The sequence below is a fragment of the Cupriavidus sp. DB3 genome (assembly GCF_020418465.1).
Classification (GTDB): Bacteria; Pseudomonadota; Gammaproteobacteria; order Burkholderiales; family Burkholderiaceae; genus Cupriavidus; species Cupriavidus cauae.
In genome coordinates this window covers 666,068-682,089 of sequence record NZ_JAIZPL010000001.1, presented here as the reverse complement: position 1 = coordinate 682,089, position 16,022 = coordinate 666,068, and the positions used below count along the sequence as shown (strand labels likewise).

The following is a 16,022-nucleotide window of genomic DNA, read 5'->3' as shown; positions in this document are numbered from 1 at the left end:
ATGACCATCTCCATCGATCGGGTCGAGGAAGCCGCATTCGAAATCATGAAGCGCGCCGCGATCGAGATCCCCCACGACTACAGGCAAGGCATCCAGGCATTGCAGAAGACCGAGACCGGCAAACTGCCGCGTTTCGTCATCCACGCGATGCAGGAAAACTGGGAAGCCGCCGACCAGGACCGCCGGCCAATGTGCGCCGATACCGGTCTGCCGCGGTACTACGTCAAGGTCGGCAACGACGCCTCGGTGCAGCGCGGATTCGTCGCGGTCGAGCGTGCGCTGCGCAAGGCGACCGCGGACGCGACGCAGGCGATTCCGCTGCGTCCGAATCGCGTGCATCCGCTCTGGCGGACCGACAACAACAACAACGTCGGCATCAATGCGCCAGAGATCGAATGGTCGTTCGAGCCGGACGCCGATTGGGTCGACATCACCACGGTGCACAAGGGTGGGCTGTTCGGCACCGACTACCGGATGCTGTTTCCCGGCGATGGCATCGACGGGATCAAGCGATTCGTCCTCGATACGCTGATCGCATTCGGCAAGCGCGGGCTGGCATGCCAGCCGGCGATCGTCGGAATCGGCCTGGGCGGGTCGAAGGACACCTGCATGCAGCTTGGCAAGCAGGCGGCGTGTCTGCGTGTCGTCGGCGATCGCAATCCCGACCCGAAGATTGCCGAGCTCGAGCTCGAACTGATGAAGCTGGGCAATTCCATCGGCATGGGTGCCATGGGCTTTGTCGGGTCCTCGATGGTGGTCGACTGCCATATCGAGGTCGGCCACACCCACACCGGTGGGATGCCGATCAGCCTGCATACCTTCTGCCTGTCGTCGCGGCGCGCCACCGCGCGCCTTCACGCGGACGGCAACATCGAATATCGAACGGACCCTCAGTGGTTCACCCCTTATCTGCGCAGGGAGACGGTCGAATGGTAAATCCGCAAGACGATGAGCTGAAGGTCTGCCATCTCAACCTGCCGGCCTCGACGGAAGACATCGCCAGGCTCGAACTGGGCGCGGCCGTCTATCTGACGGGCGTGGTCTATACCGCGCGGGAGGGCGTCTACAAGAAGGTGCTCGATGACGGTGTCGAGCTGCCGATCGCGCTGCACGGCCTCAGCAACGTCAACTTCCACTGCTCGCCGGCCGCGGCGCCGAATGAGGACGGCAGCTACAACGTGGGCGCGGTGACCGCGACCGCAAGCTTCCGGTTCTCCAAATGGATCCCGAAGTGGCTGGAGAAGACGGGATGCCGGATCTTCATCGGCAAGGGCGGCATGCCGGCGGACGACTACAAGCGCGTGCTGGCGCCCGCTGGGGCGATCTACCTGACGACTGTCGGCTATGGCACCGGTGCGCTGCTCGGCCGAGGCATCAAGCGCGTCAAGGACGTGTTCTGGCTCGACGAACTGGGGATCGCGCAGGCGATGTGGATGTTCGAGGTCGAGAAGTTCGGCCCGTTCATCGTCGAGAGCGACCTGGAGGGTAATTCGCTGTTTGCGCAGCATGCCGAGGTCATCAATGCCGGCATCGAGAAACTCTATGCCGGCCTCAAGCCGCCGGCACTGCACCGGTACGGCGAGACCGACGACCGCAAGAACGAGGTGATGTAGGGCAATCGGCAATACCGCAGCAACCAGCCAGGAACCACAGCCAGGAACGCGACATGATCATCGATTTCAGACTGCGCCCGCCGCTCGGCGGATTTCTCGATACGCTGATGTATTCGGCGGGGGAGCGCCGCGACGGATTTACCCGGACCGTCGGTTTCGAACCCTCGGCGGCCGCGCAGCGGCAATCGATGGATTTGCTGCTGCAGGAGATGGACGAGGCTGGCGTCGACCAGGGCGTGGTAGTGGGACGGCTGGCAGGAACGCTCGGCAGCGTGTCCAACGCGGACGTCGCCCGCATCGTGCAGGACTACCCGGGCCGCTTCATCGGGGCCGCGTCGATCGATCCGACCAACCGCGTGGCTGCGTGCAAGACCATTTCGGAGGCGGTGGCCAACGGCTTCAAGGCGATCAATATCGAGCCGGGCTCCTACCCGATTCCCATGTACGCGGACGACCGCTGCTTGTATCCAATCTACGCGCACTGCGAAGACCTGGACGTGCCCGTGATCCTGATGGTGGGCGGCACCGCGGGCCCGGACCTGAGCTACTCCGATCCCGTGCGAACCGATCGCGTGCTGACCGACTTTCCAAGGCTGAAGGTGGTCGTCGTCCACGGCGGCTGGCCATGGGTCACCGAGATCCTGCATATCGCCTTCCGCCGCCCCAACCTGTATCTGTCGCCGGACATGTATTTCTCTAGAATGCCGGGATCCGAGGAGTATGTGAAGGCGGCCGATTCCTTCCTGGCCGATCGGATGCTGTACGCGAGTTCGTTCCCGTTCTGCCCGGTGAAGGACTACAAGCGGTGGTTCGAGACGCTGCCGATTCGTCCGGAGAACATGGAAAGGGTGATGGGCGGCAATGCCCGTCGCCTGCTCGGCCTCTAGCGCGACGCGCGCGTCCATTCGGCGGAACGATGGCACGCACGCTGGCGGGTGGAACCACAAACCGCAAACCGCAAACCGAACTGTCAGACATGGACGTCAAGACGCTCTACACACTGGTAGCCATCGCCGATCGCGGAAGCTTTGCCGAAGCGGGCAATGCGATCGGACTGTCGCTATCGGCAGTCAGCATGCAAATGCGCGCGCTGGAGGAAGAACTCGGCATGACGATCTTCGATCGCAGCCGCAGGCCGCCCGTGCTGACCGACGCGGGACTCGCCTTTACCAATCGCGCGCGCGACCTGCTGACCCATTGGGAAAGCATGAGCGCGGCCCTCAGGCGGGAAGCCGCCGGTGGCGTGCTCAAGCTGGGATCGGTCCACACCTGCGTCTCGGGCGTATTGCCGCTGGCCCTGAAGCGGCTCCAGCAGCAGGGGCACCGCATCGACATCCACCTGACCACGGGCCTGACGCACGACCTCGAGCGGGCGGTGTATCGCCGGCAACTCGATGTCGCCGTGGTCACGGAGCCCGAGGTGCCGCGGATCGATCTCGAGTTCCTGCCGTTCTTCAACGAAGAGTTCGTCGTCATCACGCACGTCACGACGCGAGGGGACTCGGACAAGGGCGTGCTGGAAACCACGCCCTATGTGCGATTCAACCGCACGGCCCGGGTTGGCCTGCTGGTCCAGGAAGAAATGATCCGGCGCCAGATTGCGGTGCGCTCGACGATGGAGATCGACACGCTCGAAGGCGTGATCGCGATGGTGGCCAATGGCCTGGGGTCGTCGGTGGTGCCGGGACGCGGCGTCGAAAACGAGTTTCCGCCGACGATCCGGACTATTCCGTTCGGCTCGCCCCCGCTGATGCGTCGCCTCGGGATTCTGGTCCCCCGTGACAATCCGCGCGCGCATCTTTCGCGCTTGCTGCTCGATGCGTTGACCGCCGTGACGACACCGGCCAGCACGCCGAGCGAAGGCCGTCCGAAGCTGGCGCGCAAAGGCTGACCGATTTTCGCATCGATGCCGGAATTCTTCCGCCCATATCGATCCGGATAGCAGCGCGGCTTTTTCTATCGCCGGGAAATGGATTCACCCGTTGATGACCGGGAGGAGGGCGTTCGTTCTTAAAAAACATAACTCACTAAATCGATCGATGTGAGCGCTCCATATTTTGTTGCCGGGAAAGCAATGCTCACCATCCGAATCGATGACAAGCAACTGCAAGATCGTTCCGATAAACGAAATCCAGGCAGGAGACAACGATGAACTCACATGGCACGCAACGGCGCATTCACGGCTGGATCGCCGCAGGACAGCAATGGCTGCATCGGTTCCAACGGTTCCAAGGACTCCAACGGTTGCGCGCGCCGCAATCCCATCCGATTGCGATCCAGCCGCGCGGCAATGTGCCAGCACCGCGCGCCCGCGCTTCGACCGCCGTGGCGATGCTCGCGCTTGCTGTCGCACCGCTGTCCGTGGCGCCGGCGCATGCCGAGGAGTGGCCCCGCAAGCCGATCCGGCTGGTGGTCCCATTCGCCTCGGGCGGCGCGACCGATTTGCTGGCACGCGCCGTGGCGCTCGAGCTCGGCAAGCAGTGGAATCAGCCCGTCGTGGTGGACAATCGGCCCGGCGCCGGCGGGGCGGTGGGCGCCGAAGTCGTGGCCAAGTCGGCGCCGGACGGCTATACGCTGTTGCTCGCCTCCGGCAGCATGTTCACCGTCAACCCGCTGATCTATCAGAAGCTGCCCTACTCGGAACAGAGTTTCGAGATGATCGGCAAGGTCGCCAGCGGTCCCATGGTGGTCACCATCAACACGAAGGTTCCGGCCAAGACGATGACGGAACTGATTGCCTACGCCAAGGGCAATCCGGGAAAGCTGACCTTCGCCTCCGCGGGCAATGGCAGCCAGGTCCATATCGCCAGCGAAGCCTTTGCCGAAGCGGCTGGCATCGACGTCGTGCACATACCGTACAAGGGGGAAGGGCCGGCATACTCGGACCTGATGGCCGGCACGGTCGACATGACAGTGGGCAATATCAATGCGATCTCTCCCCTGCTGAAAGGCGGCCGCCTGCGTGCCCTTGCGGTGACCGGAAAGGAGCGATCCCCGCTGCTTCCCGACGTGCCGACGGCCTCTGAAGCGGGTCTCCAGGGCTTCTCCTTCCATGGCTGGTTTGCGCTGATGGCGCCGGCCGGTACGCCGAAGGAATTGACGGCGAAAATGTACGCGGACCTCGAGAATGCAACGGCGGAACCAGGCATGCAACGCTATCTCGCCACGCAAGGCATGACCCGGACGCTGACGCCAAAGGGGCCGCTGCGCGAGGAAATCGCCCAGGAATTCGGCCGCTGGAAGCCGCTTGTGGCGAAGCGCAAGATATCGGCGAACTAGCGGTGGAGAAGGCCTTTCTTCGGCGAGCGCCTGATGGGAACTGAACACTACGCCGTGCTGGGCGCGACGATCGCGGCGGCCTATACGGTATTCGGACTGACGGGCTTCGGCGCCGCGATGGTCGCGGTACCGATCCTCGTGCAGTTCGTCCCGCTGCAGTTCGTTGTTCCGATGCTGCTTCTGCTCGACCTCGTGACAACAGCGCTGGTCGGCCTGCGCAACCGCAGCTCGGTTTCCCGCCCGGAGTTGCTGCGCCTGATCCCGTTCATGATGGTCGGCGTGGCGCTCGGCACGACCGTGCTGGCCAAGGTCGAGTCCCGCTGGCTGCTGGTCGCGCTCGGCCTGTTCGTGCTCGTGATGACGGGCCGGGCGCTGATGGCGTCGTCGGGACCGGCAGAGAACGCGGCCAAGGGGTGGTCGGTGCCGGCCGGCGTGGTGGGCGGCGTATTCAGTGCGCTGTTTGGAACGGGCGGGCCAATCTATACGATGTACCTGTCCAGGCGGCTTCCGCAGATCGACGAATTTCGTTCGACGATTGCCGCCGTGATACTCGTCAGCGCGTTGGCACGGCTGGCCGCGTTTGCCGGCAGCGGATTGCTGCAGCAGACCGAATTGCTGCGCAGCGCGGCATTTGCATTGCCGTTCGGACTCATTGGGCTGGCGATCGGTTCGCGACTGCGTCGGCGGATATCGCCCAATGCCGTGCGTCGATATTTATTGCTCTTCCTCTGTCTCAGCGGCTTGTCGGTACTTTGCAGGGGCTTGCTGATGTAGCGATGCCGGATTTTGGCGTGCCAGGGCGGCGCGTCGGGGGGAATTCAATTTCCCGGTAAGGGATACCAAAATTACCGGTTTTACTTATAAGCGTCGTTCTTTTACGCTGCTCGCCATCAATTAATCAAAAGACCAGGAGACAGGAATGGCGGGACGGCATAAGTCCGACGGCGCCGATTACGGCCGTCGCAGCATCTTGAAGGGCGGCGCGGCCATCGCCCTTCAGGGAACACTCGGAATGGCGGCGCCGGCGGTGCTGGCCGCAAGCCGCACGATCGAAATGCCATTCGAGAACGGCCAGCGCGAACTGGTGGCATTTCCGCAGAAGCGCCCGCTGATCCTGCTGACCAGTCGCCCGCCGCAGCTCGAGACGCCTTTTGAAGTGTTCCGGGAGGGCGCGATCACAGCCAATGACGCCTTCTTCGTGCGTTATCACTGGAGCGGGATTCCCACCAACATTGATCCCGCCAGGTATCGGCTCAAGATCGATGGCCATGTCGCCAACGCCATGGAGCTGTCGTTGCGGGAACTGCGCAAGATTGCCGAGCCCGTCGATCTCGTTGCCGTCAATCAATGCTCCGGCAATAGCCGAGGGTTTTTCGACCCGCGCGTCAATGGCGGGCAACTTGGCAATGGCGCCATGGGCAATGCGCGCTGGACTGGTATTCCGCTGCGCGCATTGCTGGAAAGGGTCGGTGTCAGGGCCGGGGCGGTCCAGGTCAGTTTCGATGGGCTGGATCGTTCGCCGCTCGAGACGGGACCCGATTTCGTCAAGGCGCTGACGCTGGATCACGCCATGGATGGCGAGGTCATGCTGGCCTGGGCGATGAATGGCAAGGACTTGCCGTTCCTGAACGGCTATCCGTTGCGGCTGGTCGTGCCCGGACACTACGGCACGTATTGGGTCAAGCATCTGTCGCATATCCAGGTGCTGGACAAACCGTTCGACGGATTCTGGATGAACTCAGCCTATCGGATTCCGGCCAATGACTGCGCCTGCGTCTCTCCAGGTACCGCCCCCACCAGCACCGTTCCGATTGGCCGATTCAATGTGCGGTCCTTTATTACGAGCCACATGCAGGACAGTATCGTGCCGATGGGGCAGCAGGTCGTCGTCAAGGGCATTGCCTTCGACGGCGGGCATGGGATCCAGGAGGTGGCGTTTTCCGACGATGGCGGCGCCAGCTGGCGCGCGGCGTTGCTGGGCAAGGACCTGGGCCGGTACTCGTTCCGGGAATGGAGCATTGCGTTCCGTCCGGCCAGGAAGGGCAATTACGACTTGCGCGTTCGGGCGAAAAGCCGCTCGGGCGAGACGCAGCCGCTGACCGCGAACTGGAATCCGGCTGGATACATGCGCAACGTGGTGGAATCCACGCGCGTGATCGTCAGGTGAGGGCGCCATGAAAAGAAAAAACCAGATGCGATCCGCCCTTGCTGCCATCGTTGCTTTCGCGGCGACATCCAGTGCAATGGCGCTTGAAATCAAGCTCCCTCAAGAGACGGCAATGTACAAGCCGAGCAGCCTGCCGGGATACGCGCTTGCATTGCAGAATTGCATGACCTGCCATTCCGCGCAGTACGTCTCGACGCAGCCGGCTTCCTCGCCGCGCAAGTACTGGGAGGCAACCGTCAAAAAGATGAAGACACCTTTCGGCGCACCGCTGAAGGACGAGGACATACCCGTTATCGTCGATTACCTGGTGAAGACCTATGGCGCGGAACGAGGAGAGGCCGTTCCGTCGGCAGCAAGGAAGTAAGCGCGCTGCGCCGGCGGCCTGCCGGCGTGTGGAGATCCGGACAAAGCCGGATAACTCCTCCTGTTGCTCTGGGCTTGGAAGACTGCGGACCGGGGACAAGGAGGACGCGGCGGCGGGTGCACCCGTCGCCGTTTTCGCTGCTGCGGCAGATTCGATTCCACCGCATTGTTATGCCGCGTTGAATTGACCCGCCAAGCCGGCCACCTTTATCCCATCCTCGCCAACCGCCAAGATGGTCGCCATGGGACGCGCAATCCAATCCGAGCGTCCCTTCGGCAAAGCGATCGCGTTCATCACGGCGCACGACGCCAGTACCGGGGCAGACGATGCTCTCCCCAACGCAACGCAACGCAATGCCTCAGCGAAGTGCCATCTACGAGCGAGGAGCAAACCATGAGTCTGACCATCCTGATTACCGGCGCCTCCAGCGGCTTCGGTGCCCTGAGCGCCAGAGCGCTCGCGTCGGCGGGCCACACCGTCTATGCGGGAATGCGCGACACGCAGGGACGCAATGCGCCCCAGGTCGACGCGCTGCTGGCATATGCCGCCGACAACAAGGTGAACCTGCATGCCGTCGAACTGGACGTGCAGTCCGAGAGTTCCGCGCAATCCGCAGTGGATCGCGTCGTCGCGGAACAGGGGCGGATCGATGTACTGATTCACAACGCCGGCCACATGGCATTCGGTCCCGCCGAAGCCTTCACGCCGGAGCAATTTGCGCATCTGTACGACGTGAACGTACTGGGGACCCAGCGCGTGAACCGCGCAGTCTTGCCGCAAATGCGCAAGCAGGGGCAGGGCTTGGTCCTGTGGGTCGGGAGCAGCAGCCACCGTGGCGGCACGCCGCCTTACCTGGCGCCGTACTTCGCCGCCAAGGCGGCAATGGATGCCGTCGCGGTCAGCTATGCCGGAGAGCTTGCCCGCTGGGGCATCGAGACGTCGATCATCGTACCCGGGGCGTTCACCAAGGGCACCAATCACTTCGCGCACAGCGGCCGCCCGGCCGATACCGCCCGCGAGCAGGAATATGCCACCGGCGCCTATGCCGGCTTCGAGCAGGAGGTTCTCCAGAGTCTGGCCGCGTGCGAACCGCCCGATGCCGACGTTTCGGCGGTGGCCCAGGCCATTGTCGACATCGTCGGGCGTCCCTACGGCAAGCGGCCCTTCCGCGTCCATGTCGATCCCTCGGACGATGGCTGCGAGGTGGTCAATGCAGTCGCCGACCGGATCCGTGCCGATTTCCTGCGGCGCATCGGGCTGGCGGACCTGTTGTCGCCTCTCCTCGCCGCTCAGTCAGCGGAGATGAGCCATGGCTGATCGCTCCTTTCCCACGCATTTGAAGGTGGTCATCGCCGAGTCGATCGTTGCCTCGTCGGCCGCCACGCTGAGCGTGACCGCGCTGGACGTGCCGGTATGGGCCATGTTCGTTGGCTGGATTTCATTCTTCACACGCGGTATGAACCTGAAGCAGGGCGCGATCAATCTGGGCTGCGTGCTGATCGGCGTGGCGCTCGGTATCGGCACGGCGCTTGCCATGGCGGCACTGACGCCGCTGCTGGGGCAATACACGCTCACTGCGGTCGTGTTTGCAATCACCGGCATCGCGTTGTCGCTGGCAAAGGCACCCGCGTTGAACAACCTGCTGGGCTTCTTCCTCGGTCTGGTCGCCTACTTTGCGTCGCACCAGCCGCCATCGGTGGCCGCGTTCACGATGCTGGCCTCGGCGGCCACGCTGGGGACGATGGCGGCGTTCATTGCGCACAGTCTGCAGAGGCGAATACAGCGGGGGAGGGGTGTCGCGGCGCATTGAATGCGATCTGGGCCCATGCGGGGCGCCTTGCGCGTGCCAATTCCGATTCCAACGCTGGTTGCCGGCGCGTCGCTCTGGCCGGATGGTCGGTACAATTCGAGATCGACTTTTCGAGTCAAGACCCATTCGGACCGTATTGCCGTCCAGAACTCCCCGGCTGCGCATGCTCTCCACCGCCTCCGCACTGTTGCTGTTTGCCTTGACAATGCTCGGACTCTGGCTCGTCTCCTGGTCCCGGCGAGCGGGAGCCCGGCATGCGCGCGCCAACGCTGAGGAGGAGGCGCGCATCCTCACCGCGCTCGTCGACGTGAGTCGCTACGCTGGGCAGCCGGTGGACCGCCTCAAGGAAGTCCTTGGGGACCGATGCCGCTATAGCTCCTTTGATTTTGGCGCATTCACTCTGGAATGGGACATCGGCCAGGTCCAGATCATTGCCTGGTGCCGCGGGAGCGAGTGTGAATCGATGGAGATCCTGCCGCGGTCGAACTAGCCGGTTGCCGAGCTGACCGATCCATCGACCCTTGCGTACGATTCAAAGGTCTTTCGCAGCCGGGCCGGTTTTTCGCAGTCGAGCGCCACAGCAGAATCGTGATTCGATCGTCAGAGAGCGGAGAACACGATGAAAGCGAAGCACGGAATTGCGATGGCGGTGATATTGGCGGCAACGGCTCACGGCGCATCGGCGGCCGACTGGTATCCCTCGCAGTTTGGGCCGGACGATGAAATCGGCGCGGCCAACCTGTTGACGCCCGACGTCGTCCGGCAGGCCGCCGGGCTGGTCAAGACCGGCAAGACCTATGCGCTCGGCGTTCCGGTCAGCAAGGATCTGCCGGCATTCCGGCATCGCAGCTTCAAGCTGTACAACATCCAGCCCGGGGAGCAGGCCGGCCAGACTCTGGGGCCGAACCGCTTTACGTTCAACGATGAGCTCGCCGTGGCGTGGACCGGCGTCGGCACCCAGCTCAATGGCATCGGGCATATCGGTATCGACAACGTCTACTACAACGGCAATCGCGCCGCGGACATCGTCACGGTGGAGGGCGTGAAGAAGCTGGGCGTGGAAAAGGTACCGCCGATCGTCACGCGGGGCGTGGTGCTGGACATGACCGCTCACTATGGCAAGGCCATCGTGCCGGGCGGAACGGAATTCAAGGTTGCCGATATCCAGACCGTGCTCAAGCGCCAGGGCGTCGCGTTGCGCAAGGGCGATGTCGTGCTGTTCCACACCGGATGGCTCGATCTGATCGGCAAGGACAACAAGCAGTTCCTCGACGTGGAGCCGGGCATCGGCATGGAAGCGGCGCGATGGCTCGCCGACCAGGGCATCGTGGCGTTCGGCGGCGACACCTGGGCGTCCGAGGTGTACCCGAATCCGAGCGGCGAAGAGTTTCCGGTCAATCAGTTCATGCTGGCCAAGCGTGGCATCTATAACCTCGAACTGATCGACAGCCGCGCACTGGTGCGTGACAAGGCGTGGGAATTCCTGTTCGTGCTGGGCCAGCCACGCTATGTCGGCTCGACGCAGGTCAACGTGAATCCGGTAGCGATCCGCTGACACGGCCGGGCGCGCTGGCGGCAGGCAATTCGATACGGACCCGAAGTCCTCGTCCATCCGGCCCGTCTTCCAGCAGCACGCGTCCGCCGTGCGCTTCGCAGATCTGCCGCACGATTGCCAGACCCAGTCCACTGCCCGGAGAGCGCGAGCCGCCGAGGCGCGCGAATCGTTCGAATGCCTTGGTCCGCATCGCCGGCGCAATGCCGGGGCCACTGTCGTCCACCAGCACCCGATGCGTGGTGGCCCCCGCCATCACGGTTACTTCCACCCGTCCGCCCGCGGGCGTGTATTGCACGGCATTGTCGAGAACATTGGCCAGCATTTCGCGCAGCATGCCTTCGTCGCCGTTGACGTAGGCGTGCACCTGGTCGCAGGCGCTCAGGCCGAAGTCCAGCTGCCGGTCGCGCGCCGCGAGATACCACTCGGCCGACACCGCCCGGCACAGCGCCGTCAGGTCCAGCCGCTGCAGCGCGGCGCCTTGCGCGGCATGCGGCGGTTGGGCATCGGTACGCGCCAACGCCAGCAGCTGGTTGGTCAGCCGGATGGTGCGGTCAATGGCGTCCCGGATCTCGCGCCATTCCGGCTTGGCCTGATAGGTCCGCACGGCATGGTCTGCCTGCGTTCTGACCAGCGCGAGCGCGGTGCGCAACTGATGCGAGGCATCGTCGAGGAACTGCGATTGCCGCGAGACCATGCCGCGCAGACTGTCCAGATAGCTGTTCAACGAGGCGAGAAGGGGATGGATTTCCCGCGGCAGTTCGGGAACGTCGATGGGATCCAGGCTGGCGGTGTCGCGGGCCCGTAGCGTGGCCTCGATATTCTTCAGCGGCCGCAGTGCGACATACACGGCCAGTGCGATCAGCGCAAGCGAGGCAGCGATCAACAGCGCCTGCTGCCACAGCGTGGTGGCCAGCAGCCGCATCGCCATGTCGTCGCGCATTTCCAGCGTTTCGCCGACTTCGACCAGGGCGATGCCGCCATCGCCGGCGCCCGCGACCGGTTGCCATAATGCCGCGACGCGCAGCGGCGTGCCGAGGTAATCGGTATTGTAGAAATGCACGAGGGCAGGGTAGTGGTCGCTGCGCGGCACGTCCTTGGGCATCGGCGGCAAATCCCGGTCACCGGAAACAAAACGCCCCGCCGGATCGCGGACCCGATAAAAAATGCGGCCCCGGATATCGACCTGGAAGGTGTCCAGTGCGACATAGGGAACGTCCACCACCAACTGGTGATTGCGATAGTCGAGCCGCTCCGCGATGGCGCGCGCGGAAGCCAGCAGCGTGCGGTCATGGGCCTGATTGGCTTCGGACAACGCGGTGCGATACGAGGTGAAAGCGGTAAAGATGCCGACCGCGACCAGCGGGATGGTCAAGCGCCAAAGCAGACGGCGGCGCAGGCTGTGCCGACGCTCAGTCGCTGCCATGATTCGATTCGAGCAGGTAGCCAATGCCCCGGACGGCGGTGATGGTCGTTTTGCTGTCGCGCAGCTTCTTGCGTACGCGGGATACGTAGAGCTCGATGGCCTCGGGATTGACTTCGTCATCCAGCGAGAACACCCGGCCGAGCAGGCTTTCGCGTGTTACCACGCGGCCGGCGCGGATAAACAGCGCTTCCAGAACCGCATGTTCGCGCCGCGACAGCATCAGCGGCGCATCGCGCAGCAGGAAGATGCGCTCGACCGAGTCGAAGGCGAGATCGCCGAAGCGCGTCACCGGCTGGCCACCATGGGTGCGCCGCAACTGGGCCTTGATGCGCGCGCTCAATTCTCCAAGGTCGAAGGGCTTGGCGATATAGTCGTCGGCGCCCAGGTCCAGGCCCTTGATGCGGTCGGCAACTTCGGTGCGCGCGGTCAGAATCAGGATAGGCGCGCCGACGCCGCGCGCCCTGGCTATCCGCAGGACTTCCAGGCCATCGATGCCGGGCAATGACAGGTCGAGCAGGATCACACCGTAAGGCTGCTCCTGCAGCATCGTCAGGGCAGTTTCTCCATCGGGGACATGATCCATGTCGAATCCGTCCGCCCGCAAGGATTTGACCATCCAGGCAGCAAGCTCCTGATGATCCTCGATCAGCAATAAACGCATGGAATAGGGTAAACGCTAGGCCGTGACAGTCGCGATGACAGGCTCGCGACAGCATCGGGCTCTACGATACGGCCAATCGCGCCGAAGTCAATTCGTGTTCGCGCGCCATAACAACGACCGGACCAGGAGACCCCATGACCGCCATTCCCAAGCTCGTCGTCGCCATGCTCGCCGCCGGGGCGATGCTGTCCACGAACGCCCAGGCCCAGCCATCGCGCCCCGAATGCATTGCGCCGGCCAAGCCGGGGGGCGGTTTTGACCTGACCTGCAAGCTGGCACAAACCTCGCTGCAGGACGGCGGCCAGTTGAAGAGCCCGATGCGCGTGACCTATATGCCGGGCGGCATCGGCGCGGTCGCCTATAACGCCGTCGTGGCACAGCGGCCGGCCGATGGCCAGGCCATCGTCGCTTTCTCCAGCGGCTCGTTGCTGAACCTGGCCCACGGCAAGTTCGGCAAATACGGGCCGGACGACGTCAAGTGGCTGGCCGCCATCGGTACCGACTACGGCATGGTCGCGGTCGCCGCCAACTCGCCGTACAAGACGCTGAAGGACCTGATGGCCGCGATGAAGGCCGATCCGCAGAAGGTGGTGTTTGGCGCGGGCGGTTCGGTCGGCAGCCAGGACTGGATGAAGGCGGCGCTCGTTGCCAAGCAGGCCGGCGTCGAGCATCGCACGATGCGCTACGTCGCATTCGAGGGCGGCGGAGAGGCCATCACGGCCTTGCTCGGCAACCATGTGCAGGTCGTGCCCGGGGACATCGGCGAGGTCGCGGGCATGCTCGAGGCCGGCAAGATCCGCGTGCTCGCGGTGCTGGCCGACAAGCGCCTGCCCGGCAAGCTGGCGGCGATTCCGACCGCGAAGGAGCAGGGCTTCGATGTCCAATGGCCCATCGTGCGCGGCTTCTATATGGGGCCGAAGGTGCCCGATGCCGAGTTCCAATGGTGGAGCACTGCGTTCCGGAACTTGCTGGCCTCACGCCAGTTTGGCGAAGCGCTCGACGCCAGGGGCCTCTTTCCGTTTGCCAAGACCGGCCCGGAACTGGACAGCTATGTGAAGGCCGAAGTCGCCCGCTACCAGACGCTGGCGCGCGAGTTTGGCCTGATGAAGTAAAGCGGGCCGCCGGGACGCCCGGCATCTCCCTTGGGCCGCGCCCGCGGCCACCTCCAACACCCCGAGATATCGATGAATAGTGATCGCGTTTTCGCCATCGCGTGGCTGCTGCTGAGCGCCGCCGCCGCGTGGGTGGCCACGGGATTTACCGCCGAGTTCAGCTACGAGCCGGTGGGGCCGCGGGCCTTCCCGCTGCTGCTGTGCGTGCTGATGGCACTGTGCAGTATCTGGTTGCTTGTCTTTCCGGGGCCCAAGGTCGCCTGGCCCCAGCGCGGCGGCGCCTTCCGGCTGGCCATCATGGTGGCTGCACTGCTGGCGTATGCACTGGTGTTCCAGTGGCTCGGCTTTGCCATTGCCACCGCCTTGCTGACGATCGTGCTGGGCCGGCTGTTCGGCGGCGGGTGGATGGCCTGCGTGGCGACCGGCGCGCTGATGGGCATCAGCCTGTTTTTCCTGTTCGATCGCTGGCTGGAAGTCACGCTGCCGATCGGCACCCTGATCGAGGGCCTGCTATGAGCGCGTTCGAACATCTGCTGCATGGTTTCGGCATTGCGTCGCAATGGTCGAACCTGCTGGTGGCCGCGATCGGGGCCTTTATCGGAACGCTGGTCGGCATGCTGCCGGGGCTGGGTCCGATCAACGGCGTCGCCATTCTGCTGCCGCTGGCTTATGCGATGAAGCTGCCGCCGGAGACCGCTCTGATTCTGCTGGCCGCCGTCTATATGGGATGCGAGTACGGCGGCCGCATCTCGTCGATTCTGCTCAATGTGCCGGGCGACGCCGGTGCCATCATGACGGCGATCGACGGCTACCCGATCGCGTGCAAGGGACTGGCCGGCGTGGCGCTGTCCATCTCCGCGTGGAGTTCGTTTGTCGGATCGGTGATTGCCACCCTCGGCCTGGTGATCTTCGCACCGGTGCTTGCCGACTGGGCGGTGGCCTTCGGTCCCGCCGAATACTGCGCGCTGATGATCTTTGCCATCGCGTGCCTGGCGGGCATGGTTGGCGACAAGCCGGTCCGCACATTGCTGGCGGCATTGATCGGCCTGACGCTGGCCACCGTCGGTGTCGACGCCAATAGCGGCGTGTACCGCTTCACCTTCGACAACGTGCACCTGTCCGATGGCATCCAGTTCATCGTGGTGGTGATCGGCTTTTTCTCGGTCAGCGAGCTGATGCTGATGTTGGAGCAGCATACCGAGACAGGGCAGCAACTGGTCAAGAACACCGGCCGCATGATGTTCAATGCGCGGGAGGCCGCGCAGACGTGGTGGTGCACGGTTCGTTCGTCGGTGATCGGTTTCTTTGTCGGCGTGCTGCCGGGAGCGGGGGCCACCATTGCCAGCGCGATCACCTATATGACCGAGAAGCGCATCTACGGCAGCAACGGAACCTTCGGCCACGGCGATATTCGCGGCGTGGCGGCGCCCGAGGCGGCCAACAACGCCTCGGCGACCGGCTCCTTCGTGCCGATGCTGACCCTCGGCGTGCCCGGCTCGGGTACGACCGCGGTGATGATGGGCGCGCTGACGCTGTACAACATCACGCCCGGCCCAATGCTGTTTACCCAGCAGCCGGATATCGTCTGGGGCCTGATCGCCTCGCTGTTCATCGGCAACGTGATGCTGCTGGTGCTGAATATCCCGCTGGTCAATCTGTTCGCGCGTGCACTGTCCACACCGATGTGGATGCTGGTGCCAGCCATCGCCGCGATCAGTGCCATCGGCGTCTATGCCGTGCATGCGACCACCTTCGATCTGGTGCTGATGACGGTGCTCGGCGTGTTCGGCTATATCCTGCGCAAGATGGATTTCCCGATGTCCGCGCTGATCCTCGGTTTCGTGCTGGGCGAAATGCTGGAACAGAATCTGCGCCGCGCCTTGTCCATCTCGAATGGCGACGTGGCGGTGTTGTGGTCGAGCCCGATTTCGGCGGGGCTGCTGCTGGCGTCGGGGACGATGTTGATTGCTCCGTTCCTTGTTCGGCGGTTGCGCGGGGCGCGGAGGCAGGTTGCGTAATCACGACGTGGATTTTCGCT

General features: G+C 63.9%; 17 protein-coding genes. 15 read left to right on the top strand and 2 right to left on the bottom strand.

Annotated features, from left to right (window positions below; translation table 11 throughout):
* The 12 genes from K7G19_RS02905 to K7G19_RS02850 all read left to right on the top strand — a co-directional run bounded on the left by K7G19_RS02905 (window position 1) and on the right by K7G19_RS02850 (window position 10,788).
* Window positions 1–936 (top strand): fumarate hydratase, encoded by a 936-nt coding sequence (locus tag K7G19_RS02905; protein WP_226105671.1) that lies wholly within the window; start codon window positions 1–3, stop codon window positions 934–936.
* On the top strand, window positions 930–1,613 hold the full coding sequence (locus K7G19_RS02900; RefSeq protein WP_226105669.1) for a fumarate hydratase C-terminal domain-containing protein: 684 nt from the start codon (window positions 930–932) through the stop codon (window positions 1,611–1,613). Before K7G19_RS02905 ends, K7G19_RS02900 begins: the two co-directional genes overlap by 7 nt.
* Window positions 1,614–1,666: 53 nt before the next feature.
* Entirely contained in the window at window positions 1,667–2,500 is an 834-nt protein-coding gene (locus K7G19_RS02895) for an amidohydrolase family protein (protein WP_226105668.1), read from the top strand.
* Between the two features lie 89 nt (window positions 2,501–2,589).
* Window positions 2,590–3,504 (top strand): LysR family transcriptional regulator, encoded by a 915-nt coding sequence (locus tag K7G19_RS02890; RefSeq protein ID WP_322784970.1) that lies wholly within the window; start codon window positions 2,590–2,592, stop codon window positions 3,502–3,504.
* A 440-nt stretch (window positions 3,505–3,944) separates the two neighbouring features.
* A complete protein-coding gene (locus K7G19_RS02885) occupies window positions 3,945–4,892 on the top strand; it encodes a Bug family tripartite tricarboxylate transporter substrate binding protein (protein WP_370639494.1) in 948 nt (315 codons plus the stop codon).
* A gap of 33 nt (window positions 4,893–4,925) precedes the next feature.
* The gene (locus K7G19_RS02880) at window positions 4,926–5,666 is read left to right on the top strand and encodes a sulfite exporter TauE/SafE family protein (protein ID WP_226105665.1); all 741 of its coding nucleotides are present in this window, start codon (window positions 4,926–4,928) and stop codon (window positions 5,664–5,666) included.
* A gap of 145 nt (window positions 5,667–5,811) precedes the next feature.
* Window positions 5,812–7,059: a molybdopterin-dependent oxidoreductase gene (locus K7G19_RS02875; protein ID WP_226105664.1), complete on the top strand. Its 1,248-nt coding sequence runs from the start codon at window positions 5,812–5,814 to the stop codon at window positions 7,057–7,059.
* A 7-nt stretch (window positions 7,060–7,066) separates the two neighbouring features.
* On the top strand, window positions 7,067–7,423 hold the full coding sequence (locus K7G19_RS02870; RefSeq protein ID WP_226105663.1) for a cytochrome c: 357 nt from the start codon (window positions 7,067–7,069) through the stop codon (window positions 7,421–7,423).
* Between the two features lie 393 nt (window positions 7,424–7,816).
* Window positions 7,817–8,740 (top strand): SDR family oxidoreductase, encoded by a 924-nt coding sequence (locus tag K7G19_RS02865; protein WP_226105662.1) that lies wholly within the window; start codon window positions 7,817–7,819, stop codon window positions 8,738–8,740.
* Window positions 8,733–9,233 (top strand): DUF1097 domain-containing protein, encoded by a 501-nt coding sequence (locus tag K7G19_RS02860; RefSeq protein ID WP_150083957.1) that lies wholly within the window; start codon window positions 8,733–8,735, stop codon window positions 9,231–9,233. Before K7G19_RS02865 ends, K7G19_RS02860 begins: the two co-directional genes overlap by 8 nt.
* A gap of 163 nt (window positions 9,234–9,396) precedes the next feature.
* Window positions 9,397–9,723: a hypothetical protein gene (locus K7G19_RS02855; protein WP_226105660.1), complete on the top strand. Its 327-nt coding sequence runs from the start codon at window positions 9,397–9,399 to the stop codon at window positions 9,721–9,723.
* Between the two features lie 129 nt (window positions 9,724–9,852).
* A complete protein-coding gene (locus K7G19_RS02850) occupies window positions 9,853–10,788 on the top strand; it encodes a cyclase family protein (RefSeq protein WP_226105658.1) in 936 nt (311 codons plus the stop codon).
* On the opposite strand, the gene K7G19_RS02845 is transcribed toward K7G19_RS02850, so the two are convergent.
* The gene (locus K7G19_RS02845) at window positions 10,760–12,211 is read right to left on the bottom strand and encodes a sensor histidine kinase (RefSeq protein ID WP_226106291.1); all 1,452 of its coding nucleotides are present in this window, start codon (window positions 12,209–12,211) and stop codon (window positions 10,760–10,762) included. The two genes, K7G19_RS02850 and K7G19_RS02845, sit on opposite strands and share 29 nt — an antisense overlap.
* On the bottom strand, window positions 12,198–12,872 hold the full coding sequence (locus K7G19_RS02840; protein ID WP_149320259.1) for a response regulator: 675 nt from the start codon (window positions 12,870–12,872) through the stop codon (window positions 12,198–12,200). Before K7G19_RS02840 ends, K7G19_RS02845 begins: the two co-directional genes overlap by 14 nt.
* Before the next feature lie 134 nt (window positions 12,873–13,006).
* Here K7G19_RS02840 and K7G19_RS02835 point away from each other — a divergent pair, with 134 nt between their 5' ends.
* The 3 genes from K7G19_RS02835 (at window position 13,007) to K7G19_RS02825 (ending at window position 16,002) form a co-directional block, all read left to right on the top strand.
* Complete coding sequence (locus K7G19_RS02835) at window positions 13,007–13,984, top strand: tripartite tricarboxylate transporter substrate binding protein (RefSeq protein WP_149320258.1); 978 nt, start codon at window positions 13,007–13,009, stop codon at window positions 13,982–13,984.
* Window positions 13,985–14,056: 72 nt separating this feature from the next.
* The gene (locus K7G19_RS02830) at window positions 14,057–14,500 is read left to right on the top strand and encodes a tripartite tricarboxylate transporter TctB family protein (protein ID WP_226105656.1); all 444 of its coding nucleotides are present in this window, start codon (window positions 14,057–14,059) and stop codon (window positions 14,498–14,500) included.
* Entirely contained in the window at window positions 14,497–16,002 is a 1,506-nt protein-coding gene (locus K7G19_RS02825) for a tripartite tricarboxylate transporter permease (RefSeq protein WP_226106290.1), read from the top strand. Before K7G19_RS02830 ends, K7G19_RS02825 begins: the two co-directional genes overlap by 4 nt.
* Window positions 16,003–16,022: the final 20 nt, after the last annotated feature.

Excerpts from the sequence above, each read along its gene's own strand:
- K7G19_RS02835 (WP_149320258.1), top strand. The coding sequence starts at position 13,007 with ATGACCGCCATTCCCAAGCTCGTCGTCGCCATGCTCGCCGCCGGGGCG.
- K7G19_RS02875 (WP_226105664.1), top strand. The coding sequence starts at position 5,812 with ATGGCGGGACGGCATAAGTCCGACGGCGCCGATTACGGCCGTCGCAGC.
- K7G19_RS02860 (WP_150083957.1), top strand. The coding sequence starts at position 8,733 with ATGGCTGATCGCTCCTTTCCCACGCATTTGAAGGTGGTCATCGCCGAG.
- K7G19_RS02850 (WP_226105658.1), top strand. The coding sequence starts at position 9,853 with ATGAAAGCGAAGCACGGAATTGCGATGGCGGTGATATTGGCGGCAACG.
- K7G19_RS02895 (WP_226105668.1), top strand. The coding sequence starts at position 1,667 with ATGATCATCGATTTCAGACTGCGCCCGCCGCTCGGCGGATTTCTCGAT.
- K7G19_RS02865 (WP_226105662.1), top strand. The coding sequence starts at position 7,817 with ATGAGTCTGACCATCCTGATTACCGGCGCCTCCAGCGGCTTCGGTGCC.
- K7G19_RS02905 (WP_226105671.1), top strand. The coding sequence starts at position 1 with ATGACCATCTCCATCGATCGGGTCGAGGAAGCCGCATTCGAAATCATG.
- K7G19_RS02870 (WP_226105663.1), top strand. The coding sequence starts at position 7,067 with ATGAAAAGAAAAAACCAGATGCGATCCGCCCTTGCTGCCATCGTTGCT.
- K7G19_RS02900 (WP_226105669.1), top strand. The coding sequence starts at position 930 with ATGGTAAATCCGCAAGACGATGAGCTGAAGGTCTGCCATCTCAACCTG.
- K7G19_RS02845 (WP_226106291.1), bottom strand. The coding sequence starts at position 12,211 with ATGGCAGCGACTGAGCGTCGGCACAGCCTGCGCCGCCGTCTGCTTTGG.
- K7G19_RS02855 (WP_226105660.1), top strand. The coding sequence starts at position 9,397 with ATGCTCTCCACCGCCTCCGCACTGTTGCTGTTTGCCTTGACAATGCTC.
- K7G19_RS02885 (WP_370639494.1), top strand. The coding sequence starts at position 3,945 with ATGCTCGCGCTTGCTGTCGCACCGCTGTCCGTGGCGCCGGCGCATGCC.
- K7G19_RS02840 (WP_149320259.1), bottom strand. The coding sequence starts at position 12,872 with ATGCGTTTATTGCTGATCGAGGATCATCAGGAGCTTGCTGCCTGGATG.
- K7G19_RS02890 (WP_322784970.1), top strand. The coding sequence starts at position 2,590 with ATGGACGTCAAGACGCTCTACACACTGGTAGCCATCGCCGATCGCGGA.
- K7G19_RS02830 (WP_226105656.1), top strand. The coding sequence starts at position 14,057 with ATGAATAGTGATCGCGTTTTCGCCATCGCGTGGCTGCTGCTGAGCGCC.
- K7G19_RS02880 (WP_226105665.1), top strand. The coding sequence starts at position 4,926 with ATGGGAACTGAACACTACGCCGTGCTGGGCGCGACGATCGCGGCGGCC.
- K7G19_RS02825 (WP_226106290.1), top strand. The coding sequence starts at position 14,497 with ATGAGCGCGTTCGAACATCTGCTGCATGGTTTCGGCATTGCGTCGCAA.